Source organism: Vreelandella sp. L-15, assembly GCF_056857635.1.
In genome coordinates this window covers 15,679-40,999 of sequence record NZ_JBSXNN010000080.1, presented here as the reverse complement: position 1 = coordinate 40,999, position 25,321 = coordinate 15,679, and the positions used below count along the sequence as shown (strand labels likewise).

Annotated in this window: 23 protein-coding genes; 11 read left to right on the top strand and 12 right to left on the bottom strand. The window is 60.1% G+C overall.

What is annotated here, in order from left to right; genetic code table 11:
- Positions 1-571 precede the first annotated feature (571 nt).
- Together AC13CY_RS12075 and nfi are read left to right on the top strand one after the other, a co-directional pair.
- Positions 572-2,284, top strand: a complete 1,713-nt coding sequence (locus AC13CY_RS12075) for a DEAD/DEAH box helicase (protein WP_289143355.1) — start codon at positions 572-574, stop codon at positions 2,282-2,284.
- Positions 2,285-2,428: 144 nt separating this feature from the next.
- Positions 2,429-3,151, top strand: coding sequence for a deoxyribonuclease V (nfi, locus tag AC13CY_RS12070; protein ID WP_089675325.1), 723 nt, complete (start codon positions 2,429-2,431; stop codon positions 3,149-3,151).
- Here the strand turns inward: nfi and AC13CY_RS12065 are convergent.
- Positions 3,135-3,845: a glutamine amidotransferase gene (locus AC13CY_RS12065; RefSeq protein ID WP_089675326.1), complete on the bottom strand. Its 711-nt coding sequence runs from the start codon at positions 3,843-3,845 to the stop codon at positions 3,135-3,137. The genes nfi and AC13CY_RS12065 overlap by 17 nt on opposite strands.
- 112 nt (positions 3,846-3,957) lie before the next feature.
- On the opposite strand from AC13CY_RS12065, the gene tpx reads away from it, so the two are divergent.
- Complete coding sequence (gene tpx, locus AC13CY_RS12060) at positions 3,958-4,461, top strand: thiol peroxidase (RefSeq protein WP_044628995.1); 504 nt, start codon at positions 3,958-3,960, stop codon at positions 4,459-4,461.
- Here tpx and AC13CY_RS12055 read toward each other — a convergent pair.
- Positions 4,458-5,126 carry a gamma-glutamyl-gamma-aminobutyrate hydrolase family protein gene (locus AC13CY_RS12055; protein WP_044628996.1) on the bottom strand — a complete coding sequence of 223 codons (669 nt, stop codon included), beginning with the start codon at positions 5,124-5,126 and terminating at the stop codon, positions 4,458-4,460. The two genes, tpx and AC13CY_RS12055, sit on opposite strands and share 4 nt — an antisense overlap.
- Positions 5,119-6,117: an amidoligase family protein gene (locus AC13CY_RS12050; protein WP_044628997.1), complete on the bottom strand. Its 999-nt coding sequence runs from the start codon at positions 6,115-6,117 to the stop codon at positions 5,119-5,121. Before AC13CY_RS12050 ends, AC13CY_RS12055 begins: the two co-directional genes overlap by 8 nt.
- 126 nt (positions 6,118-6,243) lie before the next feature.
- Between AC13CY_RS12050 and AC13CY_RS12045 the strand changes: the two genes are divergently transcribed.
- On the top strand, positions 6,244-8,670 hold the full coding sequence (locus tag AC13CY_RS12045; RefSeq protein WP_483052579.1) for a mechanosensitive ion channel domain-containing protein: 2,427 nt from the start codon (positions 6,244-6,246) through the stop codon (positions 8,668-8,670).
- Here the strand turns inward: AC13CY_RS12045 and AC13CY_RS12040 are convergent.
- Together AC13CY_RS12040 and AC13CY_RS12035 are read right to left on the bottom strand one after the other, a co-directional pair.
- Positions 8,587-9,018, bottom strand: a complete 432-nt coding sequence (locus AC13CY_RS12040; RefSeq protein ID WP_058575949.1) for a hypothetical protein — start codon at positions 9,016-9,018, stop codon at positions 8,587-8,589. The genes AC13CY_RS12045 and AC13CY_RS12040 overlap by 84 nt on opposite strands.
- A gap of 31 nt (positions 9,019-9,049) precedes the next feature.
- A complete protein-coding gene (locus tag AC13CY_RS12035) occupies positions 9,050-10,024 on the bottom strand; it encodes a DnaJ domain-containing protein (RefSeq protein WP_273682440.1) in 975 nt (324 codons plus the stop codon).
- A 111-nt stretch (positions 10,025-10,135) separates the two neighbouring features.
- Here AC13CY_RS12035 and AC13CY_RS12030 point away from each other — a divergent pair, with 111 nt between their 5' ends.
- The 5 genes from AC13CY_RS12030 to AC13CY_RS12010 all read left to right on the top strand — a co-directional run bounded on the left by AC13CY_RS12030 (position 10,136) and on the right by AC13CY_RS12010 (position 15,884).
- Positions 10,136-11,545 carry a hypothetical protein gene (locus AC13CY_RS12030; RefSeq protein ID WP_483052578.1) on the top strand — a complete coding sequence of 470 codons (1,410 nt, stop codon included), beginning with the start codon at positions 10,136-10,138 and terminating at the stop codon, positions 11,543-11,545.
- Positions 11,546-11,664: 119 nt separating this feature from the next.
- Entirely contained in the window at positions 11,665-12,444 is a 780-nt protein-coding gene (locus AC13CY_RS12025) for a ThuA domain-containing protein (RefSeq protein WP_483052577.1), read from the top strand.
- Entirely contained in the window at positions 12,441-13,490 is a 1,050-nt protein-coding gene (locus tag AC13CY_RS12020; RefSeq protein ID WP_427721872.1) for a Gfo/Idh/MocA family protein, read from the top strand. The genes AC13CY_RS12025 and AC13CY_RS12020 overlap by 4 nt, the downstream gene beginning before the upstream one ends.
- A gap of 63 nt (positions 13,491-13,553) precedes the next feature.
- Positions 13,554-14,816, top strand: coding sequence for an ABC transporter substrate-binding protein (locus AC13CY_RS12015; RefSeq protein ID WP_483052576.1), 1,263 nt, complete (start codon positions 13,554-13,556; stop codon positions 14,814-14,816).
- 84 nt (positions 14,817-14,900) lie between these two features.
- Entirely contained in the window at positions 14,901-15,884 is a 984-nt protein-coding gene (locus AC13CY_RS12010; protein ID WP_483052575.1) for a LacI family DNA-binding transcriptional regulator, read from the top strand.
- A gap of 139 nt (positions 15,885-16,023) precedes the next feature.
- On the opposite strand, the gene cdd is transcribed toward AC13CY_RS12010, so the two are convergent.
- The 7 genes from cdd to AC13CY_RS11975 all read right to left on the bottom strand — a co-directional run bounded on the left by cdd (position 16,024) and on the right by AC13CY_RS11975 (position 22,938).
- Positions 16,024-16,431, bottom strand: a complete 408-nt coding sequence (gene cdd, locus AC13CY_RS12005) for a cytidine deaminase (protein ID WP_044629006.1) — start codon at positions 16,429-16,431, stop codon at positions 16,024-16,026.
- Positions 16,432-16,468: 37 nt separating this feature from the next.
- Positions 16,469-17,194: a purine-nucleoside phosphorylase gene (gene deoD, locus AC13CY_RS12000; RefSeq protein WP_089675334.1), complete on the bottom strand. Its 726-nt coding sequence runs from the start codon at positions 17,192-17,194 to the stop codon at positions 16,469-16,471.
- A gap of 93 nt (positions 17,195-17,287) precedes the next feature.
- A complete protein-coding gene (locus AC13CY_RS11995; RefSeq protein WP_089675335.1) occupies positions 17,288-18,532 on the bottom strand; it encodes a phosphopentomutase in 1,245 nt (414 codons plus the stop codon).
- Positions 18,532-19,884 carry a thymidine phosphorylase gene (gene deoA, locus AC13CY_RS11990; protein WP_089675336.1) on the bottom strand — a complete coding sequence of 451 codons (1,353 nt, stop codon included), beginning with the start codon at positions 19,882-19,884 and terminating at the stop codon, positions 18,532-18,534. Before deoA ends, AC13CY_RS11995 begins: the two co-directional genes overlap by 1 nt.
- Entirely contained in the window at positions 19,885-20,691 is an 807-nt protein-coding gene (gene deoC / locus AC13CY_RS11985) for a deoxyribose-phosphate aldolase (protein ID WP_089675337.1), read from the bottom strand.
- 83 nt (positions 20,692-20,774) lie between these two features.
- A complete protein-coding gene (locus AC13CY_RS11980; RefSeq protein WP_289110625.1) occupies positions 20,775-22,058 on the bottom strand; it encodes a NupC/NupG family nucleoside CNT transporter in 1,284 nt (427 codons plus the stop codon).
- Between the two features lie 34 nt (positions 22,059-22,092).
- Entirely contained in the window at positions 22,093-22,938 is an 846-nt protein-coding gene (locus AC13CY_RS11975) for an outer membrane protein OmpK (protein ID WP_062361391.1), read from the bottom strand.
- A 280-nt stretch (positions 22,939-23,218) separates the two neighbouring features.
- Between AC13CY_RS11975 and AC13CY_RS11970 the strand changes: the two genes are divergently transcribed.
- A complete protein-coding gene (locus AC13CY_RS11970) occupies positions 23,219-23,986 on the top strand; it encodes a DeoR/GlpR family DNA-binding transcription regulator (protein ID WP_044629013.1) in 768 nt (255 codons plus the stop codon).
- 288 nt (positions 23,987-24,274) lie between these two features.
- A complete protein-coding gene (cyoA, locus tag AC13CY_RS11965) occupies positions 24,275-25,321 on the top strand; it encodes a ubiquinol oxidase subunit II (protein ID WP_483052574.1) in 1,047 nt (348 codons plus the stop codon).

Genomic DNA, 25,321 nt, shown 5'->3' with positions numbered 1-25,321 from the left:
TGTGGCTATAAAAGTAGCGTTTTAACGCTAACAATAATCTGATCCCAGTTCATGTGGATCACGCCTTGAAGTTTGTGAACGTCATCAGGCACCTCTCAGGTTAGACGACCCATACACAAGTGCAAGCTCGGGTATTGATATGGATTAAATTAAAAAGGCTGGTCAGAACCTATCGGCAGTGTTAGGATGCGCGCTCCTCGCATGTGTTGACCCCTCCATCATGACGATAAACGTTCTTCGCTGTCGCTGAGCCTCAATAGCCACGCTAAGCAGAAACGTTTGCGGGAACATCTCACCAGTTGCAGATGTTCATTGCTGTGAAGATGGCGCGCCTCCAGCATTTCACCAAACGGGTGAAATCGGCGCAGAAGGTCGCCACAGCGGTTGGCCCGCAAATGCGGTGTTGCCAACCGAATGCCAGGTGCGACCGGCGTCTCCGACTCCACTGATGACGATATCCGCGATGCGGAGCCTTGTTTTTTGCTGCACACCGTGACGTGCGGCATATGACAGAGTCAGAGACGCTTACGATGTTTTTTGCCGGTGATACCGGCCTACCAAGGTGTGATTAATGACCTCGATTTCTGTCACCTCGCCGAGCTTCGGTGATCTGGCTCTTTTGCCTGCCGTTCTGTCTGCTGTAGAAGCGCAGGGCTACGAAACTCCTTCGCCCATCCAGGCGCAGACCATTCCAGCATTGCTGGAAGGCCGCGATATGCTGGGTCAGGCACAAACGGGTACCGGTAAAACGGCTGCCTTTGCACTGCCGCTGCTGTCGCGTCTCGACATGCAGCGTCGCGAGCCCCAGGTACTGGTGCTGGCGCCTACCCGCGAACTGGCTCAGCAGGTTGCGGTTTCCTTTAGCAAGTATGGTCAAAACCTGCAGGGGCTCGAAGTGGCGACCCTGTGTGGTGGTCAAGAGTACCGTGAGCAGCTGGGCGCCTTGAAGCGCGGCGCTCAGGTCGTGGTCGGTACGCCCGGTCGTATCATCGACCACCTGGATCGCGGCAGCCTGAAGCTGGACGGTTTGTCTGCGCTGGTGCTGGACGAAGCCGACGAAATGCTGCGCATGGGCTTTATCGACGACGTAAAACGCGTGGTTGCCGATACCCCGAAAGATGCTCAGCGTGTGTTCTTCTCGGCGACCCTGCCGACTGAAATCGAGCGCATCGTCAACCGTTATTTGGTCAACCCGGTGAAGGTGGCGATCGAGTCGCGCACCACCACAGGTGAAAACATCGAGCAGCGCCTCGTGCGTGTCGACGGTGGTGCCAAGCTGGAAGCGCTGGCGCGTATTCTGGAAGTGGAGCCGGTGGATGCGGCCATCGTGTTCGTACGTACACGTGCGGCCTGTACCACGCTGGTCGAGCAGTTGACTGCTCGTGGCGTCAACGCCGCTGGCCTATCGGGTGATCTAGATCAGAGCCTGCGTGAGCGCACGATTACCCGCTTGAAGCGTGGCAAGGTCGATGTCCTGATCGCGACCGACGTCGCCGCTCGTGGTCTGGACGTTCCGCGTATCACCCACGTGGTGAACTACGACCTTCCCCAGGACGCCGAAGCCTATACGCACCGTATCGGTCGTACTGGCCGTGCGGGCCGCAGCGGTATCGCGATCACCTTTGCGGGCTTCCGTGAAGGCCGCAAGGTAGGCTGGATGGAGCAGGCAACGGGTCAGAAAATGACCGAAATGCCGCTGCCTGACGAAGCCGCTATCCGTGCGCACCGTGATGAAGTATTCCACCATCGCGTCGTGGCAGCCCTGACCAAGGGTGCCGAAGAGCAGCGCGCGCTGGTCGAGCGTCTGGTGGAAGAAGGTCACGACGCCGTCGAGCTGGCCTGTGCCTTTGCTGCCATGGCGCGTGCTGACGAAGCGCCGATTGGTCGTCTTCAGGCACCGCGCAAAGAGCGTGCCCCGCGCGATGGCGCACCGGGCAAGCCGGGCGGTGCTCGTCGCGAGCGCTCCAGCGCGCCCAGCGAAGGCATGACCCGCTACCGTGTTTCCGTTGGCCATAAAGACGGTGTGAAGCCGGGTCAACTGGTCGGCGCGCTGGCGAACGAAGGCGGCATTGAAGGCGCGCGTATCGGTCGTATCGATATTCGCAACGCTTTCTCGGTCGTTGAACTGCCTAGCGGTCTGCCGTCTACCATTCTGGCCAAGATGGCTCGTGCCCGTGTGGCCGGTCGCCCGCTGGAAATCAGCGAAGACCGTGCGCCTGAGCGTGCACCGCGCCGCCGTCGTGACGATGGTGACGCGCCGGTTCGCCGCCGCGAACGTGCGTAAACGCCTGCCGGGCGACTGATGTCGCCCTGGCTACCATCCCCCCATGCCCTTGGCATGGGGGGGGGTTTTTGGCTATCCTGAACGTCATCCTGGTGGCTCAGCGTCTGCTGGGCGCCAACCTCGAGCCACCCGCAAGGAGGCCGCATGGACGCCGCATTACACGATTGGAGCCTGACTCCCAAGCAGGCCATCGCACTCCAGTCCCAGCTTGCCAAGCAATTGGAAGCCGACGACCGTATCGACCCCGTGACGCACATCGCGGGGGTCGACATCGGTTTCGAAGAAGACGGCAGCATTACCCGGGCGGCGGTGGTCGTGCTGGCGTGGTCGCCGGAGCAGGCGCCGCCACTGACTGTAGTGGAGCAGGTGGTTCACCGGGAACCCACGCGCATGCCCTACATCCCGGGCCTGCTGTCGTTTCGGGAAATTCCGGCGGCGCTGGGAGCCTTTGCCCAGTTGAAAACACGCCCGCAGCTGGTCATGGTGGATGGGCAGGGCATCGCCCACCCTCGGCGGCTGGGCGTGGCAGCGCATTTGGGGCTGTGGCTGGACCTGCCGATCATCGGGATTGCCAAGTCGCGACTCACTGGGCGCCATGCCGACGTGGGAGAGGCCCGAGGCGATTGGGTACCGCTCATGGCCGGGCAGGAAGTGATCGGTGCCGTGCTGCGCTCCCGTGCTCAGGTCAAGCCAGTGTTCGTGTCTCCGGGGCATCGACTGTCGCTGGCGACTTCGCTGGACTGGGTCATGCGCTGCCTGGGCAAGACCAAGCTGCCAGAGCCAACCCGCCTGGCCGACCGGCTGGCATCGCGGCGCGACCAAAAGCGCGCTACAGCATCGCAAACGCACACTACAGCATCGCGATGAACCGGGTCAGCAGGCGCGTGGCGTCGGGGGTCTCCGCGACGTCTTGCAGCAGTTGATCCGGGTCTTCGCCCTGGTCGCGCAAGGCAGCGCGCTGGCGTTCGATATAAGCGCGCATCACCGGCGGTGAAAACTCGGGATGGAACTGGACGCTCCACTGGCGTGGCCCATAGCGCAGCGCCTGGTGGGCATCGTGGCAATTGTGCGCCAGGATGCTGGTGCCGGGGGGAAGCTGCATGACCGCCTGGGCATGGGTCAAGTGGGCCACGAAACACTCCGGGAGTTGCCCGAACAGCGGGTCCTGGCGGCCTGCCTGGGTCAGGCGCACGCTGCGTGTGCCGGATTCACGCCCCGCCGGGTGGTAATCACTCACACCGCCAAACGCAGCGGCCATCAGCTGGTGGCCGTAGCATACGCCCAGCAGCGGCAGGTCGTCCGCCAGTGCCTGCTGTAACCAGGGCTTCAGCGTCTCGCTCCAGGGGAGCTGCTCACTGACCATGCTGTGGGAGCCGGTAATGATGGCTGCCACGATATCCTCCGGCGGCTGGCTGGTGAGGCGTGCATCCCATACGTCGAGGGTCAGGTGGTCGGGCAGGGCGTCCTGCACCTGGTCGATGAACAGCTGTTCGAAATCCCCGTGCTGCTCCACCACTTCAGGGAAGGCGTCCCCGGTTTTAATAATGACTAAAGAGGCCATGGCATTCTCGTTATCGTATCGCGGCGGTGGAAAGATAGCCGAATCAGGTCATTACGCTGTAAGCTGAAACGTCTTGTTTAATTACCGTTTTACCATACATTAGGAGCTTGATATGCAACAGATTACTCGTGCAGGGCAGCCGATAGATGTAGCAGGTACTCTACCTGTCGTTGGGCAAGCTGCCCCGGCGATGACGCTGACCAACAGCGACCTGGAAGATGTCACGCTGGACACCTACCAAGGCAAACGTAAAGTGTTGAACATTATACCCAGTGTGGACACGCCCACCTGTGCGATGTCTACCCGGCGGTTTAATGAGCTGGCCTCCAGCCTGCAAGATACCGTTGTGCTGGTAGTCTCGGCTGACCTGCCGTTCGCCGCCAAGCGCTTCTGCGGAGCCGAAGGGCTGGATAACGTTGAGATGCTCTCCACCTTCCGTCATCGGGAGTTCCAGGAAGCCTGGGGCGTGGCGCTGTGTAACAACAGCATGGAAGGGCTGTGTGCCCGCGCGGTCGTTGTACTGGATGCGGACAACCGCGTGCTGCACAGCGAGCTGGTCAGCGAGTTGAAGAACGAGCCTGATTACGACGCGGCATTGGCTGCACTGAAAGGCTAGCGGGGCGCCTTGGCCGCCTTCACCAGCGCACGTATCAAACGCTGCTGGGGGCGGTTGAAGATTAGCCATTCGGGATGCCACTGTACGCCAATCAGAAAGTCGTGGGCTTCGGACTCAATCCCCTGCACTAGCCCATCTCTGTCTCTCGCGACGATTTTAATGCCTTTTCCCGCCTGGTTAACGGCCTGGTGATGCAGGCTGTTCACCCGACACCAAGTGACGCCCAGCAGTTGATACAGTTGGCTGCCGCCGACGATATCCACCGTTTTACGGGGCAGCACGGTACGCCGCCGCTTCAAGCCTTCATGGGTCGTATAAATATCGGGGTCCAGCGTGCCACCCAAATGTACGTTAATTAACTGAGCGCCCCGGCAGATGCCAAGCACCGGTGTGTTTTGCGGAATGAACCGATTCAACAAGCTCAATTCTAACTCGTCCCGGGCGGGATCCAAGCGCACGTCCAGCTGCACTTCGCCGCCGTATAGGTGCGCTTGAATGTCGTCCCCGCCGCCAATGATCAGGCCGTCCAGATGCTCTGGCAAGGGGCGGGAAGGGGAAAGCCGCAGCGGCCTGCCGCCGTGACGCCAGACGGCAAACCAGTCGAAGCACCAGGCAAGCTGGCTTTTGTAATCCGAGGTCGTGATGCCGATTAGGGGTCTAGACATGGCCAAACAGTCTGCGCTTGAGGCGCTGCCACCAGGGCTGGCGCTGTTCGGCCATGTACTCCTGGCAGCGGGCGTGAAGGTTGTCCTGATCGTGGGCCAGCTTCTCTACCTCCACCCAGCGGTTCCACTCCATTACGCTGCCCCAGCCCGGCTGCGACAGCTGCGCATTGGGCAACCGATAATGGAAGGTGGGCCGTGGCTTGGTCAACTGGCCGTGCAGCAGCGCGTGAGGGTGTTCCGGGCGCAGGTGGGCAAACAGCGGCAGCAGGTCCAGCTCGCGGTTACGGGTAGGATTATCGGCCAGGTAGTCGTCGATGAAGGTGTCGAGGTCCGGCTGGTAACGCAGATCCAGCACCTTACGGGCGTACTCCTTGGGAAACGGGTTGGCGTGCGGCAGCACTTCGCGGGTGATATCCACCTTAATTTCTTCACGCAGCCAATTGGCCAGCAGCAGGTAGGCGCGCATCATGGCGAGCAGGTACTCCACCTCCTGGCTTTCCACCTCAGGGTTCAGGTGTAGACCAAAACCATAGAGCAGGCTGGCATCGGTGCCTTTGGCGCCTTTTTCCCGCAGCGTTTCAAAGAGCGTATCGAGTGTTTCTAGCTCGTCCCAAGGAATAGGCGGGCAGACGATTTCGGTGGGCACCAAGCCGGTCACCATATCGCCGATTAGCTCGCGGGTTTTTTGGTGAAACTCTACTCGCCGCTGGTGCTGCTGGCGCGCCCATTCACTGTCGCTTTCATGGTGCTCTTCCAGCAGTGCTTTATCAGGGTGGGCGTATTGGGTATCCAGCTCAATGCCAAACTCTCCCCAACGTGTGCCTTCCACCTGTAGCCGATGAGGGCTGACCACGTTAAGCTCCCCACCAAATAGCGTGCGCACCAGCTCAGCCGTCTCGCGGGGCGGTAGCCCGGCAAACTCGATTTCAACGCCGACGCAGCGTGTTTGGCCATCTTTATTTACGCGTTTGGGTGGGGCTTGCAGCGTCATCTCGGTATCCTTGAGAGGAACGTTTGAAGGCTCAGCCTATCATAGTCACACGTTGAGGCTGAGCGTAATCAACGAAGTAAATGTTAATCACCGGTACCTGTGACCGGTCTATGTCGGGAGTAATGCGTGCGACAGCACTGGATAACCCAAATCATCGTAGGCGTAGTGCTCAGCATGCTGCTCAGCGCGGCGGCACTGGCGCAGAGTGTTTCCTTGCCTAACCTGACGGGTGGCGACTCGTCGGAACAGTCCGAGGTAAGTAACGAAGATTTTCAGCGCTCGCTTGGCAATGTGATCTCCATGCTTGAAAACGAGGAGCAGCGCACCGCACTACTGGATTCGCTGCGCGAGCTGCAGGTGAGCACCGAGGCCGCCGAGGAGGATGGCGTCGTTCGCCAGGGGTTGTTAGGCGCGCTGGCCGATACGCTAACCGACATTGGCGAACAGGCCCAGGCGGGAGATTCACCGATTGACGAGTGGTCACGCCAGCTAGTGCAGGGGGCGGATGACTTACGCGCTTTACATGAGGGCGCTGACCAAGGGGAGGTCATTCGCGCGGTGGCCGACGGCGCCGTGCTGGCCTTTGTATGGAGCGCGCTGTTGGTAGTGATGATTGCCTTTGGCCGCTTAGTCGCCACGCGACGCCACTGGCCGTTGGATCTTCCCCGCGACCCCAAAGCGTGGCTGCTGGCGGTGCACTTTTTACGTCGCATGCTGCCGTGGACCCTGGCGTTTGCCATCACGCTCGGCATTGGCCAAATTCTGCCCTACAGCCCTGGCCGTGCCGTGGTGCTTGTCGTGGCGTATATCTGCCTATGTGGCCGCGCGCTCTCGGTAGTGTTTGAGACCGTGATCGCCTTCTTCAGTCGGGGCCATCGCTTCCCGGCAGTGCAGGTGTTACAGCACAAAGCGCTACGTGGCCTGTTTGTGATTGGCGCGCTGATTGCCTTGGGCGATGCGGTGAACTCCACGCGCTTAGTAGAACTACTGGGCGCAGAGCTTTCCGGCTTGGTATCGGTGCTGGCGAACATGCTGGCAGCGCTGATATCGGCGCGCTTTATCTTTAAGTTTCAGCGCCCCATACGTCATCTGATTTGCAACCGGCCTTACAAGCAGCGCCGCGATGCCAGCGCCGCGGTTGAGATGATTCGTACCTTGGGAGGGCTGTGGCATATCCCGGCGCTTTTAATGGTTGGCGGCTCGCTGCTGGCGATTTTTATTACCGTGGGGGATGTGGGCACGGCCCTGGCGCGCTCGATTGTCTCTGCCAGTTTACTAGTGCTGACGCTAGTCGTGACCGGGCTGCTGCGCCGCCAAGCCGAGCGGCTCAACAAGCGCCGCCATCGCCGCCGCTTCAGTCAGTACCGCAAGCGTTTAGAGCGCTTTGGCTTTGTGCTGGCGCATATCTGCGCGTGGATGGTGTTTGCCGAACTCTCCATGCAGGTATGGGGAGGCTCGCTGTTTGGGCTGGGGCAGCAGGCGGTGGCCAGCGCCCGCATCGGGCAAGCACTGGTGAGCCTTGGTGCTACGGTTTTGCTGGCCTGGCTGGTATGGATTTTTGCCGATACGGCCATTCAGCGGGCGTTGACCTCTTCGGCTCGCTCCCGTGGGCGGCGCGTGAACCAGGCGCGGGCGCAAACCATCACGCCGATGATCCGCAACGTCATTTTCGTAGCGATTCTCATCATCGCGGTGATCGCAGGGCTAGCCAACCTTGGGGTGAACGTCACGCCACTGCTGGCGGGTGCCGGTGTGATCGGTCTGGCGATTGGTTTTGGTGCCCAAACCCTGGTGCAGGATTTAATCACTGGTATTTTTATTCTGATTGAAGACTCGTTGGCGGTGGATGACTTTGTGCAGATCAACGGCCATATGGGCACAGTAGAAGGGTTAACACTGCGCACCGTGCGGCTGCGTGACCTGGACGGCGTGCTGCACATCATCACCTTCAGTCGTATCGAATCGATCCACAATATGTCCCGCCAGTTCGGTATTGCGCTGATGCGTATTCGCATTCCTTACGATATGAAAATCGACGATGCGATTACCCTGATGCAGGAGACCGCCCAGGAGCTGCGCAAGGACCCGATGATGCGCCACTACATCTGGTCGCCGCTGGAGATGCAGGGCGTGCAGGGCTTCGAAGAGGGCTGCCCCATCCTGCGGATGCGTTTTCGCACCGCACCGGAAATGCAGTGGGATGTTTCCCGCGCCTTTAACCTGCTGCTGAAGCAGCGCATGGAAGCACAAGAGATCGACCTGGGCGTACCGCGTTTGAGTGTCAGCATGGAAGCGCGCTCTGAGTCGCGTATGGAAGACACCTCCGGCACCGATTTAAGCATGGAGCGGGGCGAGGAGAGCCGTTCTTCTTCCAATGAAGAGCCACATAAAAAGCCCGCGCCCCCGAAGCCCGCACCACGCCCCACTCAGGCGGAAATCCGTCAAGACGAGCGGGAGCGCCACGGCACGTCAGCCCAAGCCAAGCCCCAAGCTCAAGGCAAACCCCAAAGCGAGGCCTATGCCCGCCCCCACGGTGAAAACGGCGATGAGTAACCATGGCCCCCGCAGGCGACGCCAGCGGTTATAGAGCGAGACCGCGTGGCTGACGCGGTCAACTAGCTCATCGTGGCGGGAGATCGCGTTATCTGGCGGCAGCGAAAAATCATTGGCCACATCGCCCTGCCAATGGGCACCGTGGGTTAGGCCCAACCGGGCGCGCAGGCGCCCAATGTCGCTCAGGGTGTGGTGAAGGGTGTCGTAGGTTTCCCGGTGTGGGGCAACGGCGAGCACGGAGGTAGCATCCTGGCGTAGTGCGCTATTGGGGCAGCGGGCCAGGGCGCTCTTAATCTGCTGGTTGTTGGCATCCGGCGTCAGGGCGAGGCGTTGGTACAGGTCGCGCATAATCCAGGAAGTCTCTTTCCAAGCGTAGTGATTAGTAGGTTTGCATCAAATAATCATAGGCATTTTTGATGCGTTGAAAACGCGCCGACGCCAGAGCGACCTGGTGCTTGCTCTCGGAGTAGAAGCGGTCCGGGTGGTGTAGCTGAGCCATGCGCCGATATGCCCGGCGCACGTCAGCTTTGCTGGCACCGGGGGTTAACCCCAGCACGGCCAGGGCGCGGGTAGTGCGATCGGGAGGCGGTGGGCTGCTACGTTGCTGGCGTCGTCGTGACTCCTCTTGTCGCGCCTGTTCCTGGCGTGCTCGCTCCTGACGCGCTTGTTCGGCTCGGGCCTGTTCGGCGCTGGACTGCTCCGCCCGCGCTTTGGCACGGCGGGCGTCCTCTTTTTGCTGCTTTTTTTCCTGCTGCTTCTGCTTCTTTTCCTGCTGTTTATCGGCTTTGGCCCGCTGCTGCTGTTCAGCCTGTTCTTGCGATGCCTTCTCGCGTTGGGCGGCGTCGGCCTCTTCTTGCGCCTTCTGGGCGTAATAAGCCGGGTCGTGGGTTTGCCAATAGGCGTCGCGGCTTGGGTCTTCTGGTGGGCGCAAGGGCTGGCCGGTCAGCTCTTGAAAAAGCGTGCCCAAGGTGGCCGGCGCTACGTTTAGCAAATCGGCTAAAAAACGCAGGATATAATGGTTGGCAAGCGAGATATCGCCGTCGTCCGTGGCCACGGTAATCGCTTGGTGCATCACACTCAGGCTACGCTCTTTAGTACACTCTTTGCGTACCACCTCGGCGGCCAGCTGAATGGCGTGCAGGTCTTGGCTGTGGGCAATACTCATCACCGGCCCCAGTTCGTGTCCGTGGCGAAACTGCGATGTCACCTGGGCCAAGCGGCGACGCCGCTGGCCTTCCGAGACGTGCTGGCGGTGCACCAGCACCCAGCCCAGCAGTAGTAGTGTGGCCGTATCCACTTGGCTGCGGCTTTTGAGCAGCAGCAGCTCAAAGGGTGAAAAACGGGCGGTGGACATTCCCTAGCTCCAAGGCGAAATAGTAAACCGTAGCCTCTGTTTAGCAGACCACTATGGCGAGCTCACCATGGTATATCATCGTGTTTGGCAATGAAGTAGGAGATTCGTGAGGTGATCAACGTTGAGCGTAAAAATAGCTTCCAACTGCGCCTATCGCGGCGGCTAAAAGAAGAAACCTCGCATACGCTCGATGTGTATTTGTTCGTGCCCAAAGAGCTTGGGTTGAGCACTCACGTCATTTCCGAAGAGGCATTTTATCATGGTGCGATCAGTGTCTCGCGCACTTACTACAGCGACGAGTATCACTTGCCGCTGGTGCATAGCCGATTGGCTAGCCGTAACCAGTTGGGTAGCGACTCTTACCGCTTGAGCCTCAGCCTTTACGCCTATCAATACGTGGGGGCCTTGGAGCGCACCACCCAAGCCTTGCTGGCTGACGCCCGTAAGCTGCGTCGCGAGCCAACCGATGAGCCAGACGCCTGGAATGAGAAGGCCAACGCACTGACCGAACGGCTCGCGGAAATGAGTGACCTGAGTGACGGCATTCTCAAACGCCTGCGGCGTAACCCGCCCAGCGACGAGCGCCTTTATAAATACTTTGCCAATATCGACAACTACCTCTCCTGGTTCACCGAGCAGCAGCTATTAGCTCTAGTCGCGCATATGCCACGGGGCGGGCCGTTTGGTGATATCAAGCGGCGCTTTATTACCATTTGCCAGCGCGAAGGGGAGTACCGTCAGGCCCAGGAGTACAACGCCGAACGGGTCATGGAAGATCCGACTCGCATGTCGAATAAAATGCGTCTGCTGCGGCTCTTGATTGAGCAACCGATCACCCTCAAGCAGCGTGCCCTGGAGCTGGGTAGCGGCGAACAAAAGGCGGTCAAAGCGCTGGCCACGGCAGTGGTGATGGCGTTTGTGTCGCTGGGTGTTCTGCAGCTACGCAACGCCTTGGGGGATATTACCGCACTGTTTGTGCTGGCCATGGCGCTGCTCTATGCGCTGCGGGAAGTCTTCAAAGATGACCTGCGTAACACGCTATGGCGCTGGCTGCGCCGTGGCCGCCCCAAATGGCGTCGCCAATACATCGACCCCACCCGCAACGCCCTGGTAGGGCGGCAACTTGAGTGGTTCGACTACAAGCGCTATTCCGCTCTGGATGACGATATTCAGCAGATGCGGCGGCGCACCGTGGCCCAGCGTGACGAGGTAGTGATGCACTATCGCTCCAGCTCGCGCATGTCGCCAACGCGCTTTCTCAGTGGTTATGAACACACCCGCGAAACGCTGCATATCGACCTCTCGATGCTGACCCGCCTAATGAGCAAAGAGAAGCACCACATCTACCGGCTCAAAGATGGTCAGGCGGTGCGCGAGAGTGTGGAGCGGCGCCATCTATTCAACCTAGTGATACGTGAAACCGGCAGCGAGGACACGCCCTATCTTGCTCGTTGGAAGGTCGTGGTCAGCCGCTCGGGCATCGTGGATGTAGAACGCGTGGCGGAAAACACCGATAAATAATCTCTGTGGCACGACATTGAAGATGCGACTAAAAGCTAATAAGTAAACGTTTACTTTTTGCCCAGGCGCCGGTCGAAACGGCTGGTGAAGTCATACACGAACACGCTTGGGAGAGAGCGATGACACTGCGAGTCACCGTGTGGGGCGAGAACGTCCACGAGCAAACCAACGAGGTGGTAGCGCGCATTTATCCTACCGGGATGCACCAGTGCATCGCCGACGGTTTGAATGAGTCAGAGGCGCTGTCCGCTACCGCCGTCACGCTGCAAGACCCAGAACAAGGGCTCAGCGAAGAGACTTTGGAGAATACCGATGTGCTGCTGTGGTGGGGCCACGCCGCCCACGGCGACGTGCTGGAAGAGACCGTTGACCGGGTGCAAAAACGCGTGCTGCAGGGCATGGGCTTGATTGTGCTGCACTCCGGCCACTACTCGAAAATCTTCAAACGGCTGATGGGCACCACCTGCTCGCTGAAATGGCGAGAAGCCGGCGAGCGTGAGCGGCTCTGGGTAGTGAATCCTGGCCACCCCATCGTGCAAGGGCTCGGCGATTACATCGAACTGCCCCATACCGAAATGTACGGCGAGCCCTTTGCGGTACCCAACCCGGACGAAGTGATTTTCATCAGTGCCTTCGAAGGCGGCGAAGTGTTCCGCTCCGGCCTGACCTACAAGCGTGGCAACGGCAAGGTTTTCTACTTCCGCCCCGGCCACGAAACCTACCCGATCTACTACGACGAGCAGGTCAAGCGGGTGCTCAAAAATGCCGTTGTCTGGGCACAGCCGGAAGGCGCCCGTTGGATCGATAGCTGTCCCAACGTGCCCGCCGACCAGGCGCCCAACCCGGTCGAAATCAAAGGTGAAAGCCTGCATAAACCCGGCGAGGAGGGGTTCAAATGATCCGTATCGCGATTATTGGCGCCGGCAGCATGGCGGGCGAACACGCCAAGCACTATGGCCGCATCGAAGGTGTTGAGGTCGTGGCCGTTTGCGACCGAGACTATCCTAAAGCCCAAGCGTTTGCCGAGCGCCACGGCATTGCTGACGTGTATCAAGACCTGGACGACATGCTGGCCCGCGACGATATCCACGCGGTGAGCAATGTCACTCCGGATGGCGTGCACAAGGCCACGTCGCTGGCCGCCATTGCGGCGGGCAAACATATCCTGTGCGAAAAGCCCCTGGCTACCAACGCCGAGGATGCCCATGAGATGGCCGCCGCCGCCCAGGCCGCCAACGTCATCAACATGGTCAACTTGAGCTACCGGGACGCCCCTGCCATTCAGCACGCCCGCGCGCTCGTCACCGGCGGCGCCATTGGCACCGTGCGCCATGTGGACGCCAGCTACCGCCAAAGCTGGCTGGTCAGCAACGCCTGGGGCCGCTGGGACCAAGAGAGCCAATGGCTATGGCGGCTCTCGGAAGCCCACGGCAGCAAAGGGGTGCTAGGCGATGTGGGCGTGCATATCGTCGATTTCGCCAGCTTCCCGGTGGGCGATATCACTCGGGTGAACTGCGAGCTGACCTGCTTCGATAAAGCGCCGGATAACCGCATTGGCGACTACGTGCTGGACGCCAACGACACGGCGCTGATGCGCGTACGTTTTGCTAACGGTGCCATGGGCACCATCCAGGCGACCCGCTGGGCCACCGGCCACCACAACTCGTTAACGCTGAGCGTTCACGGTGATAAAGGCGCCATCCGCGTGGATCTGGATGCCTCCAAAGACGAGGTACAGGTGTGCCTGAACGACGATGTGCATCCTGCCCGCTGGAGCACGGTCAAGGCGCCGCCCACGCCCAGCATTTATCAGCGCTTTATCGAGAGCATTCGCACGGGGGAGAACGACCAGCCCGATTTTGCTCGCGGTGCGGCCATTCAAACCGTGCTGGACGCCTGTTTCGTTTCCAGCCTGGAGGACCGCAGCCTGGCAATTGCCAGTTGATCAGCAGATTTCATCGAGCATCTCTGACCGCAAGACACCCAATAACAAGATGAGGATTCCACGATGCGCTCAACATTGAAAACACCGTTGCTGCTGATGACGTTACTGCCTGTGGCACTGCCTGCTCTGGCCGCCGAGATCACCGTGGCCTGTGGCGATGGTGGGGCGGCGGATTTCTGCCCGGCGCTTGCCCAGCGCTGGGCAGAAGCCAACGGCCATCAGGTCAATATCGTCACCACGCCAGCTTCGCCTACGGAAAAGCTTTCGCTTTATCAACAGCTGTTGGGCAGCCAATCCCAAGATGTCGATGTGCTGATGGTGGATATCGTCTGGCCGGGCCTGCTGGCAGAGCAGTTGGTGGATTTGCACGATTACCTGCCGGAAGGCGCAGCGGAAGGTTTTATTCCCTCGCTGATGGAGAACAACACCGTGCAGGGCAAGCTGGTCGCGCTGCCCTGGTTTACCGATGCCGGGCTGCTCTACTACCGTCATGATCTGCTCGAGCAGTACGGCGCTGACGTGCCGCAGACGTGGCAAGCGCTGACCGACACTGCCCGGCGCATTCAAAACGCCGAGCGGGAAGCGGGTAACGAGCGCATGCATGGTTTCGTCTTTCAAGGGCGTGCCTACGAAGGGCTGACCACTAACGCGCTGGAGTGGGTGGCCAGCTACGGCGGTGGTACGTTCGTGGATGCCGAGGGGCAGGTCACGGTTAACAACCCCCAGGCGGTGGAAGCCCTGGCGCTAGCGGCCTCTTGGGTGGGGGATATCAGTCCAGAAGGTGTGCGTAACTACATGGAGGAGCAGGCTCGCGGCGTATTCCAGGCGGGCAACGCGGTGTTTATGCGCAACTGGCCCTACGTGTGGTCGCTGGGGCAAGCGGACGGCACGCCGATCCAGAACAAGTTTAGCGTAGCGCCGCTGCCCAGCGGGCCAGAAGGGCAGTCGGTGGCAACGCTGGGCGGTTGGAACTGGGCGGTGTCCCGTTACTCGGATGAGCCGCAGGCGGCCGCTGATCTGGTGGCTTATCTCACCGCCGAAGCCCAGCAAAAAGCCCACGCCATTGAGTTTGGCCGTAACCCCACGCGCCCAGCGCTCTATGAGGACGAAGACGTGCTGGCCGCGCAGCCGTTTATCGGCGAGCTATATGAGACGGTGATGAACGGCGTGCCGCGCCCGGCCAGCATTACCGGCGATGCCTATCCGCGGGTCTCCAACGCGATCTTCAACCGCGTGCACGATGCGCTGTCCGGCAGTATCACGCCGGAGCAGGCGGTGCAGCAGTTGGATAGCGAGCTGGCGCGACTGGGGCGGCGTGGCTGGTAGCGCAAGCGGCATTAGCGTCCGTGCATTCAGCGATTTTCGGCCCCGCTTTTTGTACAATCAGGGCCCGACTGGCTGAGGCATGGCATGAAACAGAACAAACCGAGCGCGCAAACCGCCACCATTCGTGAAATTGCCCGGCGCGCCGAGGTCTCGATTGCCTCGGTAAGCCGGGCGCTGAACGGCAAGCCGGGGATCAGCGACGCGCTGCGCGACAAAATCCTCACCATCAGCCGCGAAGTGGCCTATCAGCCCAGCGCGGCGGCGCGGCAGCTCATCAGCGGCAAAGCCGCCGTCGTAGGAATCTCCCTTGGGCGGCAAGATATCGAGCTGCGCCCTTACTATATTCTGCTCTACCAGCACCTGACCGTCGCGCTGCACCAGCAGGGCATGGTGCCGATCTTTTTCCACCACGACCAAACCCATGAGCTGCCCGAACGGGCGGGCGCGGCGATTTTGCTAGGGGAAACGGGTGAAGACGAGCGCCCAGGCGTGCTGCGCGCGGCGGACATACCGTTTGTACGCATTGGCAATGCGGGGGAAGGCTTTTCGGTGGCTCCGGACGATGTCTCCGGGCTATACCAGATCACTCAGCATCTGATTCAACAAGGGCGAACGCGGATTGCCTTTGTGGGCGGAGAGTTGGACGTACCGCGCCCCCACAGCCGCCTTTCCGGTTACCAGCAAGCGATGGCAGAGGCAGCGCTTAGCGAGCAGCTACTCAGCCTGCCCTATCGGTTTACGTCCGACTCGCTCACTAGCTACCGCTACCTTAACCGTATTCTCAACTACGACGATCCACTACCGTTCGATGCGCTGGTCTGCGCTACCGACGAGCTGGCGCTCGGCTGTGTCGCCGCGCTGGAAGATCGCGATATTCGTGTGCCCGAAGACGTGGCCGTTACCGGCTTTGACGACCTGCCTACCTTAGCTACAGGCTTAACCACCGTGCGCCAGGATATTGCGGCCATTGCGGCGATGAGTGTCGAGCTGTTGAGCGAAGCGCTGGCGAGAAAAGCGCCCCGGCACGTGTCGCTGCCGGTGGCGCTTGTGTTGCGAGAAACGAGCTAAGAAGACCCCGATTTACTATTACGCTTGTCCATACTGCGTTGAAATTAACCTCAAAATGCTCATTTACTATCTGTAAACTCCGCTTTTTCGGTTAATTTCGCCTTGTCTGGCCTGCGCTCATAACGTAAATCATGGCCTTCTAACGCCCCGGCAACTGCTCCGGCCCAAAAGCATCGGGCAGCAGGCTGTCCATGGTGTAGGTTTTTAGCACCTCACCCTGCTTGGAGAGCACCATGATTTGCGTGCTGGGGGTGGCGAACTCGCGAATGCGCTGGCGGCAGTCGCCGCAGGGCGTGCAGAGATGCTCGCCAGGGCCCATGACGTATACCTTGGCAAGCTCGCGCTGGCCAGCGGTAATCATGGCGGAAATGGCCGAGGCTTCGGCGCATAGCCCTTTGTAGTGGGCGACTTCCACGTTACTACCGGCAAACTGCTGACCATCCGGGCACTCCATGACCGCTGCAACCGGGTGGTTGGAGTAGGGCGCGTAGGCGTTGCCCAGGGTGGTCAACAGCGTGTCTACCAGGGCCTGATCCGCTTGGCTCATGGCGTTATCCTCTCAGTGGGCGCTTGATTCCAAGCGGTTAAGCGCTGGCAGCGTCGTCGCGTAGAACGGTGTCGAGCGCAATCACCATCATGTCGTTGAAGGTGGTTTGACGGTCGGCGCTGGAGAGCGAGTCGCCTTTCAGAATGTGGTCAGACACGGTGCAGATGGTCAGTGCGCGGGCACCGAACTCAGCTGCCACGCCGTACAGGCCAGCGGCTTCCATCTCGACGCCGACAATGCCGTAGCGCTTCATCAGCTCGGCCATGTCGGTTTGCGGGTTGTAGAACAGGTCCGCCGAGAAGATGTTGCCGACTTTCACGGCGACGTTCTGCGCTTTGGCGGCCGCCACGGCGTGGCTGGCCAGCTCGAAGTCGGCAATGGCGGCCAGGTCGTGGTCATTGAAGCGCATGCGGTTCACTTTGGAGTCGGTGCTGGCGCCCATGCCAATCACCACGTCGCGCACGTTGACATCGTCGCGTACCGCGCCGCAGGAGCCGACGCGAATGATCGACTTCACGCCGTAATCGGTAATCAGCTCTTTGGCGTAAATGGAGACGGAGGGGATGCCCATACCGTGGCCCATTACGGAAATCTCGCGGCCTTTGTAGGTGCCGGTGTAGCCGAACATGCTGCGCACGTCGTTTACTTGGCGCACGTTCTCCAGGTAGGTATCTGCGATGTACTTGGCGCGCAGCGGGTCGCCGGGCATCAGTACAGTATCGGCGAAATCGCCCTTCTCGGCATTGATATGTGGGGTAGCCATGGAACACTCCTCTCTAAAAAATGTTTGGCCTGAATAACCCAATCAGTGGCATTCAGGCTGTGCACATCAGCGTGCTAATGGGGTTGTCGGCTTTTATGCCGCGTTCGGTAAAAAGCTCTCGCCATCGGCCATGGCGTCGACGGCAAAGAAATCCGCCAGGGTTTGGCCAATGTCGGCAAAGGTGCCGCGCTCGCCCAGCGGGCCGGGGGCGAAGCCTGCGCCGCGCACCATGATCGGCACGTATTCGCGGGTGTGCTCGGTGCCTTCCCAACTAGGGTCGCAGCCGTGGTCGGCGGTGAGCAGCAGCAGGTCGTCGTCGTTAAGGGCGGCAAGCAGCTCCGGCAGGCGGGCATCGAAGTGCTCCAGCGCAGCGGCGTAGCCCGGAACGTCCCGGCGGTGGCCATAGACCGAATCGAAATCGACGAAGTTGGTCATGATCATGGTCGGGCGGTCACTGGTTTCGTTGGCGGTGCGCGCCACTTCCGCCAGGGTGGCCTCCATCAGCGCGTCGTGGCCGCTGGCTTTGACCTTGTGGGTAATGCCGCAGTGGGCGTAGATGTCGGCGATCTTGCCAATCGACACCACTTCACCGCCGGCTTCAGCCAGCTTTTGCAGCACGGTGGGGGTCGGCGGCTCGATGCTGTAGTCGCGGCGATTGCCGGTGCGGGCAAAGCTTTCGCGGTCGTCGCCGATAAACGGGCGGGCGATAACACGGCCAATGTTGTAGGGCTCCAGCAGCTCGCGCACGGTTTCGCACAGCGCATAGAGGCGCTCCAGGCCAAAGTGCTCTTCGTGGGCGGCAATCTGGAACACGGAGTCGGCCGAGGTGTACGCGATCGGTTTGCCGGTGGCGATATGCTCTTCGCCCAGGCGCGCAATAATCTCGGTGCCCGATGCGTGGCAGTTGCCGATCACGCCCGTTAAATCCGCTTCCTGAACAATGCTATCCAGCAGTTCCAAGGGGAAACTGTTGGTTTTGTCGAGAAAGTAGCCCCAGTCAAAGCGCACCGGCACACCGGCAATTTCCCAGTGGCCGGAAGGGGTGTCTTTCCCGCTGGAGATCTCTTTGGCGTGGGCGTAAGCGCCGTTCAACTGCTCGGGCAGGCTGACGCCTTCCGCCACGCTACCGGTGGCATCCCGGTGGGCGTGGAACAGGCCGAGCGCGGCCATGTTAGGCAGCTTCAACGGGCCGGAGCGCTCGGCGGTATCTGCCTCGCCACGGGCGCAGGCCGCGGCGATGTGGCCCAGGGTGTCGGCACCTTGGTCGCCAAAGGTAGCGGCGTCCGGCGCGCTACCGATTCCAAAAGAGTCGAGTACTAAAACAATGGCACGGCGCATTAGGCTTCTCCTCGGAAGGTCTCTTGCAGCAGTGTGTCGGCGGTGGCTTCAGCGTCACCGATGGTGACCGCCGCGCGTAGCTGGGCGGCGGCACGGGCGGCGGCCTCTTCGGTGCGGGCGTGGACGATGGCCAGCGGGCGCTGGCTATCCACGCGGTCGCCGATTTCGACGATATCGCTAAACCCGACGCTGTGGTCGACGCTGGCGTCGTTACGCAGGCGACCGCCGCCCAGTTCCACCACGCTCATACCTACGGCGCGGGTATCGAAGCGCTGTACGATACCGCTCTGCTCGGGGTACACCGCTTGAATCACCGGGGCGGTGGCCAGGTAGCTGTCCGAGCGCTCCATAAAGTCGGCGGGGCCGCCTAGTTCGCGCACCATGCGGGCGAAGACTTCCGCCGCCGCGCCAGAGGTGAGCGCTTTATCGAGCTTGGTGAGGGCTTCTTCGCGGTTAGCCACCAGCTTACCCGCAATCAACATCTCAACGGCGAGTTCGCGGGTGACTTGCATCACGCGGCTGTTGGCGCGCTCGCCGCGCAGTAGCGCCAGGGTTTCGACGATCTCTACCGCGTTACCGGCGCAGGGGGCCAGCGGTTGGCTCATATCGGTGAGCAGCGCGGTGGTGGGCGTGCCCGCTTGGGTCGCGACATTGGCGATACTTTTCGCTAGCTCGCGGGATTTTTCCGGGGTGGGCATAAATGCGCCGCTGCCGACCTTAACGTCCATGACCAGGGCGTCCAGGCCAGAGGCCAGCTTTTTACCCAGGATGGAAGCGGTAATCAGCGGAATGGATTCCACGGTGGCGGTCACGTCGCGCACGCCGTAGATGCGCTTATCCGCCGGGGCGAGGTTGCCGGTTTGGCCGATAATCGCCACACCGGTGGATTTTACGACATCGCTGAAGCGCTCGGGCGCGGGGTAGGGGTCGTAGCCGGGGATTGATTCCAGCTTGTCCAGCGTGCCGCCGGTGTGGCCCAGGCCACGGCCAGAAATCATCGGCACGAACGCGCCGCAGGCAGCGACCCAGGGGCCGAGCACCAGCGATACCAGATCGCCCACGCCGCCGGTGGAGTGCTTGTCCACAATCGGGCCGGGCAGGTTGAGGGAATCCCACTGCATGACGTGGCCAGAATCGCGCGTCGCGGTGGTCAATGCCACGACTTCTTCGCGGCTCATGCCGTTTAAAAACACCGACATGGTGAAGGCGCCAATCTGCGCGTCGCTGATGCGGTCGTCGGCGATGCCCTGTACGAAGGCTTTGATCTCTTCAGCGGGAAGCGGCTGGCCGTCGCGCTTCAGGCGAATCAGTTCTTGGGGGAGCAGGGCGTGGTGAGATGCGTTTGACGACATTTAGTAGCCTCCATTGGTCGCGGCATCGGCATTGCCGTTTAGCGTGTTCAGTAGGTTCGTCAGTAGGCTGGATGCACCGAACCGGAAGTACTCGGGCGTCACCCACTGCGGGCCCATGATGTCGGCAGCCAGCGCCAGGTACTGGGCCGCTTCTTCGGCGGTGCGAACGCCACCAGCGGCTTTGAAACCGACATTTTTACCGCTGGCTTTGATGGCTTTTAGCATGATCTCGGCGGCTTCCAGGGTAGCGTTGACCGGTACTTTACCGGTGGAAGTTTTGATAAAGTCCGCGCCACCTTCGATGGCCAGCTCGCTAGCGCGTTGGATAAGCGCAGGCTCTTTGAGTTCGCCAGATTCGATGATGACTTTTAGCTGGGCTTGTCCGCCGCAGGCGGCTTTACACATTTCTACCAGCTCGCGGCCGGTCTCTTCATCGCCTGCCATCAGCGCACGGTAAGGAAACACCACGTCGACTTCGTGAGCGCCAGACGCCACGGCTTCGCGGGTTTCACGGGCAGCGCCCATGATATCGTCGCCGCCGTGGGGGAAGTTGGTGACCGTGGCGATCTTGACTTGGCTCTCCAGCTTGTGGGCGCTGAGCGCGCGGGCAGCGGTGACGATGAACTGCGGATAAACGCACACCGCCGCCGGGTTGCCGAACGGCGTCTTCACCTGCTGGCACAGCGCTTCGATCACGCTGTCGGTGTCGCTGTCGTTCAGGCTGGTCAAATCCATCAGCGTCAACGCTTGGCGAGCGGCTTGGGTGAGTTGGGCTTGAGTGAGCTGGGGGAAGGCAGTCGCGTTCATGAAATTCTCGCAAATCGATAAAAGACAAAACGGGCACTGCGAAAACATAGCAGCGCCCGTTGAATGGTGTGGTGCTCGCTGCGTTAAGCCGTCAGGTTGCCAAGCGCAATAAAGAAGCCAGCAATGGATGCCGACATCAAGTTAGAGAGCGTACCGGCCAATACGGCTTTCACACCGAAGCGGGCAATCTCTTTGCGGCGCGTGGGCGCAATGCTACCCAGGCCGCCCAGCAGAATCGCAATGGACGACAGGTTGGCAAAGCCACATAGCGCAAAGGAGAGAATCGCCATGGTGTGCGGGGTCATCATCTGACCCGTTGCCGCCACCACCTGTTCCCCATCGATATAGGGGGCCAGGTTGATGTAGGCCACGAACTCGTTGACCACCAGCTTCTGGCCGATAAATGAACCCGCCAGGGTTGCCTCTTCCCAGGGCACGCCGAGCAGGAACGCCAGCGGCGCAAACAGCCAGCCGAGAATCAGCTCGAGGCTCAGCGATTCAAAGCCGAACCAGCCGCCAACGCCGCCTAAAATGCCGTTGATCAGCGCGATCAAGCCGATGAACGCCAGCAGCATGGCACCCACGTTGGCCGTCAGCATCAGGCCGGAGGTCGCGCCGGACGCCGCGGCATCCAGTACGTTGGTAGGCTTGTCGTCCTGCTCTTTCAGCTCTTCATCGACCTTGGAAACGCTGTCGCTATCTTCCACGTTCTGGGTTTCCGGCATGATCAGCTTGGCGAACAGCAGGCCGCCAGGCGCCGCCATGAACGAGGCCGCCACCAGATACTCCATGGGAATGCCCAGCGCTGCGTAGCCTGCTAGAACGGAACCGGCTACCGAGGCTAAGCCGCCACACATCACCGCAAATAGCTGCGAAGGCGTCATGCGGGCAATAAATGGGCGTACGACAAGCGGAGCCTCGGTTTGGCCCACGAAGATATTGGCGGTCGCAGAGAGCGATTCGGTGCGCGAGGTGCCCAGTGCTTTTTGCAGTGCGCCGCCCAGAATCAGAATGACCCACTGCATGATGCCTAGGTAGTAGAGCACGGCAATCAGCGACGAGAAGAAGATGATGACCGGCAGTACTTTGATAGCAAAGACAAAGCCGACGTTTTCCACATCGGCTAGGCCGCCAAACAGGAAGCCGATACCGTCGTTAGCAAACACCAGTACCTGGCTAACACCGGCGGAAATGGTTTGCAGCACCGCCTGGCCGAACGGCACGTAGAGCACGAATGCACCGATACCGGCCTGGATAGCAAAAGCACCCAGTACGGTGCGCAGCCGAATCGACTTGCGGTCATAAGAAAAAATCAGGGCGATGGCCACCAGGGTGACCATACCAACCAAGCTCATGATGAGGGTCATGGGAGTACCTTCGGATCGTGAGGAGTGGGAGCGATTACAGCAAGTTCAACTTAACTGAGTAGATCATCGCATTTTGGTAAGCGTCCGGGGTACCCAGTTTATTCTCTGAGTAGCGGTACTGCACGCCCGTGGTGATCAGATCAGACGGGTGCCACCACAGGCTCAGTGCGCCGTTGGTACCTACGCTGCCTGCTTTATCGCCCACGTAGTTCTGGGTCAGGTACTCGTCATCACGGCCGAAGGTCTGCTCGTGCCAGTTGATCACGCTGAAGTTTTGGTTCAGAGCGGTGAAGTCGTAGCCCGCGACCCAGCCAGCCATAAAGCCGTTCATGCCAGTGTAGCTATTGCTCTGTACCCGCGCGGCGCCGATGAACGGTTTGAACCATAGGCCGTTATCGAACGTGGTGCGGTAGCCAAGACCCAGAATTTGGTCTTGCTCGCGAAGTTCATAGCCGTAGTCGCGGAAATCGTACAGGTGGGCGTACAGCGAAAGTGGGCTGTCACCCAGGTAGATGTGCGAGGTCACTTTACCGGCGGTACGGAAGTTGTCTTTACCGCCACTGGCTTGGTCGAACTGATCGTTGGTGGGGTTCTCGAAATCGAAGAAGCCGTAAAATTCACCCCAGCTAAAGCCAACGCCGCCTTCGATTTCAACATACGTAAAGTCGCTTTTCGCTGCGTTGCTAGCAGTGCGCGCTTCGGTGCCGTTCGACCAGTCGAGATAGTTGACTGAGACGTTGGCAAACGACCAAAGGCGGTCAAGGGTGTGCGGCTCGGCATCGTCGGCAAACGCTGGAGTTGCCAAGGCAGCACTTGTCAGTAAAACGCCAGCGCCAAGCGTGACGAACGAAGAAGAACGAGAGTGGGATAAAGCAGTCATGGAAGCCTCAACAGGGTTGTATTACGGTACCAGAGCAACTGGCGTACCGACGTTGTGGGTCGTGTAGGCTGGCGTAATGTTAAAATTATAACATTGAGTGTTATTTTTTTAACGTTGATTTGCAAGCATTGTCACATCAACGCTGTTTAAATGTGATAAGCGCATCATGGCGGAGTCTAACGCTGTGTCGCAGTGGAAATCAGTAAGGGGCTGACGCAGCATAGGTAGCCCAGTTGGGTCTAACATCGATAACAACATGCATCATAAGGAGATGCCTGCTATGAATGACCGGAGCGCACAGCGCATGGCGATGTTGCAAGAAGCGTTGGCTAGCGGGGGAACACTGCATCTTCGCGATGCCGCCGAGCTGTGCGGAGTCTCCGAAATGACCATTCGTCGGGATCTTTCAACGCAACCTTCAGCCATTAGCCTGCTGGGTGGGCGGCTAGTGATGGCAAGCTGCCCCGGCGTGACGCCGGTATACGACCTTACTGAGCAGCAATCGAGCCACTATCAGGTCAAACAGCGTCTTTGCCAGCGTGCGGCCAGCTTTATTGAAGAGGGCGACACGCTGTTTATCGACTGCGGCTCGACGTTGATTCCACTGCTCAGCCAGCTAAGCCGTTTTCATGAATTAACGGTGGTCACCTATGCCCTTAACGTTGCCAACGCCGTGGCAGCGCTGCCCAATGTGCGCCTAGTGCTGCTGGGCGGGCTGTTCTACGCTTCCTCCCAATCATTTGGCAGCGACGGTATGGGCGCAGCTATCGAGCGTTTGGGCATCAATAAAGCGCTGATCTCCGCCGCTGGGGTGGATTGCGAACGGGGAGTAAGCTGCTTCCATTTTCATGAAGTCGGGCCTAAGCAGGCGGCGATTGCCACCGCGATGCAGCGGCTTTTGATTGTCGATGCCAGTAAGTTCGGCGTGGTGCGTCCGGCCTATTTTGCCTCGCTGGAGGATTTCGATATCGTCGTCACCGACGATGAGCGAGCCCCTGGCCTGCTGGAGCGCCATCCACTGCCCACCTTGAGCGTCACGCTCGCCTAAACAGAGAGGATGCTGCTTGGCACCCAACGGGTGCGCAGGGTGCGGCATAACGTCTCTTTCTGATTGACCCAGATCAATAGAAAATACTTTAGTCTTAGTTGATGCACGCAAGGTGCACGGCCAAGGCTCGCCACCAACCCCTAAGGTGGCGCATATTTTTCCCGGAGCAACGCAGTTGCGCTCACTGTTCTGGGAAAAGTATGGGGTGATAGTTAGCTTGCTACTTAGTTGGCTACACGTCCGCCAAGCAGCAGGCTGTTTTAGACAACTCTCTGATGAGATCACACCATGCAACTACCTACCCACTGGCGCAGGCGAGGCACTTTTGTGCTCGTCGTATTGTGCTTGCTGTTAACGGGCTGCAGTTCTGCATTGCTGGATCCCAAGGGGCAGATTGGCGTTGAGCAGCGCTCGCTGATTCTGACCTCCTTTGGGCTGATGCTGATTGTGGTCATTCCGGTGATTGTGATGACGCTACTGTTTGGCTGGCGCTACCGGCGCAGCAATAGCGTTGCCAAGTATCTGCCGGACTGGGCGCACTCCAATGCCATCGAAGCGGCCGTTTGGACCGTTCCCTGCTTGATCATTGCCGTTCTGGCGTTCCTCACCTGGAAAACCTCCCACAGCCTAGACCCCCACAAACCGCTTGAGAGCGACGTGGCGCCCATGGAGATTCAAGCCGTGGCGCTGGATTGGAAGTGGCTGTTCATCTACCCCGAGCAGGGCATTGCCAGTGTCAATGAAGTGGCTTTCCCGGTGGATACGCCGGTGCGCTTCCGAGTGAGTTCTGGCTCGGTAATGAACGCGTTCTTCATTCCACGTTTAGGCAGCCAGATTTACGCCATGGCGGGCATGGATAACGACGTTCACCTGATTGCCGACGAAGAGGGCGTCTACCCCGGCCGTTCCACCAACTACAGCGGCGCTGGCTTCTCTGGGATGACCTTCGATGCCCACGTCACCTCTCCGGCGGAATTCGATGCCTGGGTGGAAAACGTGCGCACAGCCGATGACACCCTAACCTTCCCTGAAGGCTACAACGCCCTGGCAGAGCCGAGTGAATACCACCCGGTGGAGTACTTCTCGGCGGTCACGCCCGAGCTGTATGAGTCGATTGTCAGCAGCTTCCACGGCGGTGACGGCAGTGGGCACGGCGGTCATGCAAGCCACGGTGACGCCATCAGTGATGCCCACGATAGCCACGGTGAATCCAGCGAGCTAGAGAGCGCCAGCGCGTCTCAACAGCAGGCCGCGATCGGCCACGTTACCAATCAGCATGCGGGTGATGAACACGCCATGGGCGGCCATCCCACAAGCGTTGAAGCGGGGGGTTAA

Bases quoted from the DNA above. Each gene is read 5' to 3' on its own strand.
- AC13CY_RS12075 (WP_289143355.1), top strand. From the start codon at position 572: ATGACCTCGATTTCTGTCACCTCGCCGAGCTTCGGTGATCTGGCTCTT.
- nfi (WP_089675325.1), top strand. From the start codon at position 2,429: ATGGACGCCGCATTACACGATTGGAGCCTGACTCCCAAGCAGGCCATC.
- AC13CY_RS12065 (WP_089675326.1), bottom strand. From the start codon at position 3,845: ATGGCCTCTTTAGTCATTATTAAAACCGGGGACGCCTTCCCTGAAGTG.
- tpx (WP_044628995.1), top strand. From the start codon at position 3,958: ATGCAACAGATTACTCGTGCAGGGCAGCCGATAGATGTAGCAGGTACT.
- AC13CY_RS12055 (WP_044628996.1), bottom strand. From the start codon at position 5,126: ATGTCTAGACCCCTAATCGGCATCACGACCTCGGATTACAAAAGCCAG.
- AC13CY_RS12050 (WP_044628997.1), bottom strand. From the start codon at position 6,117: ATGACGCTGCAAGCCCCACCCAAACGCGTAAATAAAGATGGCCAAACA.
- AC13CY_RS12040 (WP_058575949.1), bottom strand. From the start codon at position 9,018: ATGCGCGACCTGTACCAACGCCTCGCCCTGACGCCGGATGCCAACAAC.
- AC13CY_RS12035 (WP_273682440.1), bottom strand. From the start codon at position 10,024: ATGTCCACCGCCCGTTTTTCACCCTTTGAGCTGCTGCTGCTCAAAAGC.
- AC13CY_RS12025 (WP_483052577.1), top strand. From the start codon at position 11,665: ATGACACTGCGAGTCACCGTGTGGGGCGAGAACGTCCACGAGCAAACC.
- AC13CY_RS12020 (WP_427721872.1), top strand. From the start codon at position 12,441: ATGATCCGTATCGCGATTATTGGCGCCGGCAGCATGGCGGGCGAACAC.
- AC13CY_RS12015 (WP_483052576.1), top strand. From the start codon at position 13,554: ATGCGCTCAACATTGAAAACACCGTTGCTGCTGATGACGTTACTGCCT.
- AC13CY_RS12010 (WP_483052575.1), top strand. From the start codon at position 14,901: ATGAAACAGAACAAACCGAGCGCGCAAACCGCCACCATTCGTGAAATT.
- cdd (WP_044629006.1), bottom strand. From the start codon at position 16,431: ATGAGCCAAGCGGATCAGGCCCTGGTAGACACGCTGTTGACCACCCTG.
- deoD (WP_089675334.1), bottom strand. From the start codon at position 17,194: ATGGCTACCCCACATATCAATGCCGAGAAGGGCGATTTCGCCGATACT.
- AC13CY_RS11995 (WP_089675335.1), bottom strand. From the start codon at position 18,532: ATGCGCCGTGCCATTGTTTTAGTACTCGACTCTTTTGGAATCGGTAGC.
- deoA (WP_089675336.1), bottom strand. From the start codon at position 19,884: ATGTCGTCAAACGCATCTCACCACGCCCTGCTCCCCCAAGAACTGATT.
- deoC (WP_089675337.1), bottom strand. From the start codon at position 20,691: ATGAACGCGACTGCCTTCCCCCAGCTCACTCAAGCCCAACTCACCCAA.
- AC13CY_RS11980 (WP_289110625.1), bottom strand. From the start codon at position 22,058: ATGACCCTCATCATGAGCTTGGTTGGTATGGTCACCCTGGTGGCCATC.
- AC13CY_RS11975 (WP_062361391.1), bottom strand. From the start codon at position 22,938: ATGACTGCTTTATCCCACTCTCGTTCTTCTTCGTTCGTCACGCTTGGC.
- AC13CY_RS11970 (WP_044629013.1), top strand. From the start codon at position 23,219: ATGAATGACCGGAGCGCACAGCGCATGGCGATGTTGCAAGAAGCGTTG.
- cyoA (WP_483052574.1), top strand. From the start codon at position 24,275: ATGCAACTACCTACCCACTGGCGCAGGCGAGGCACTTTTGTGCTCGTC.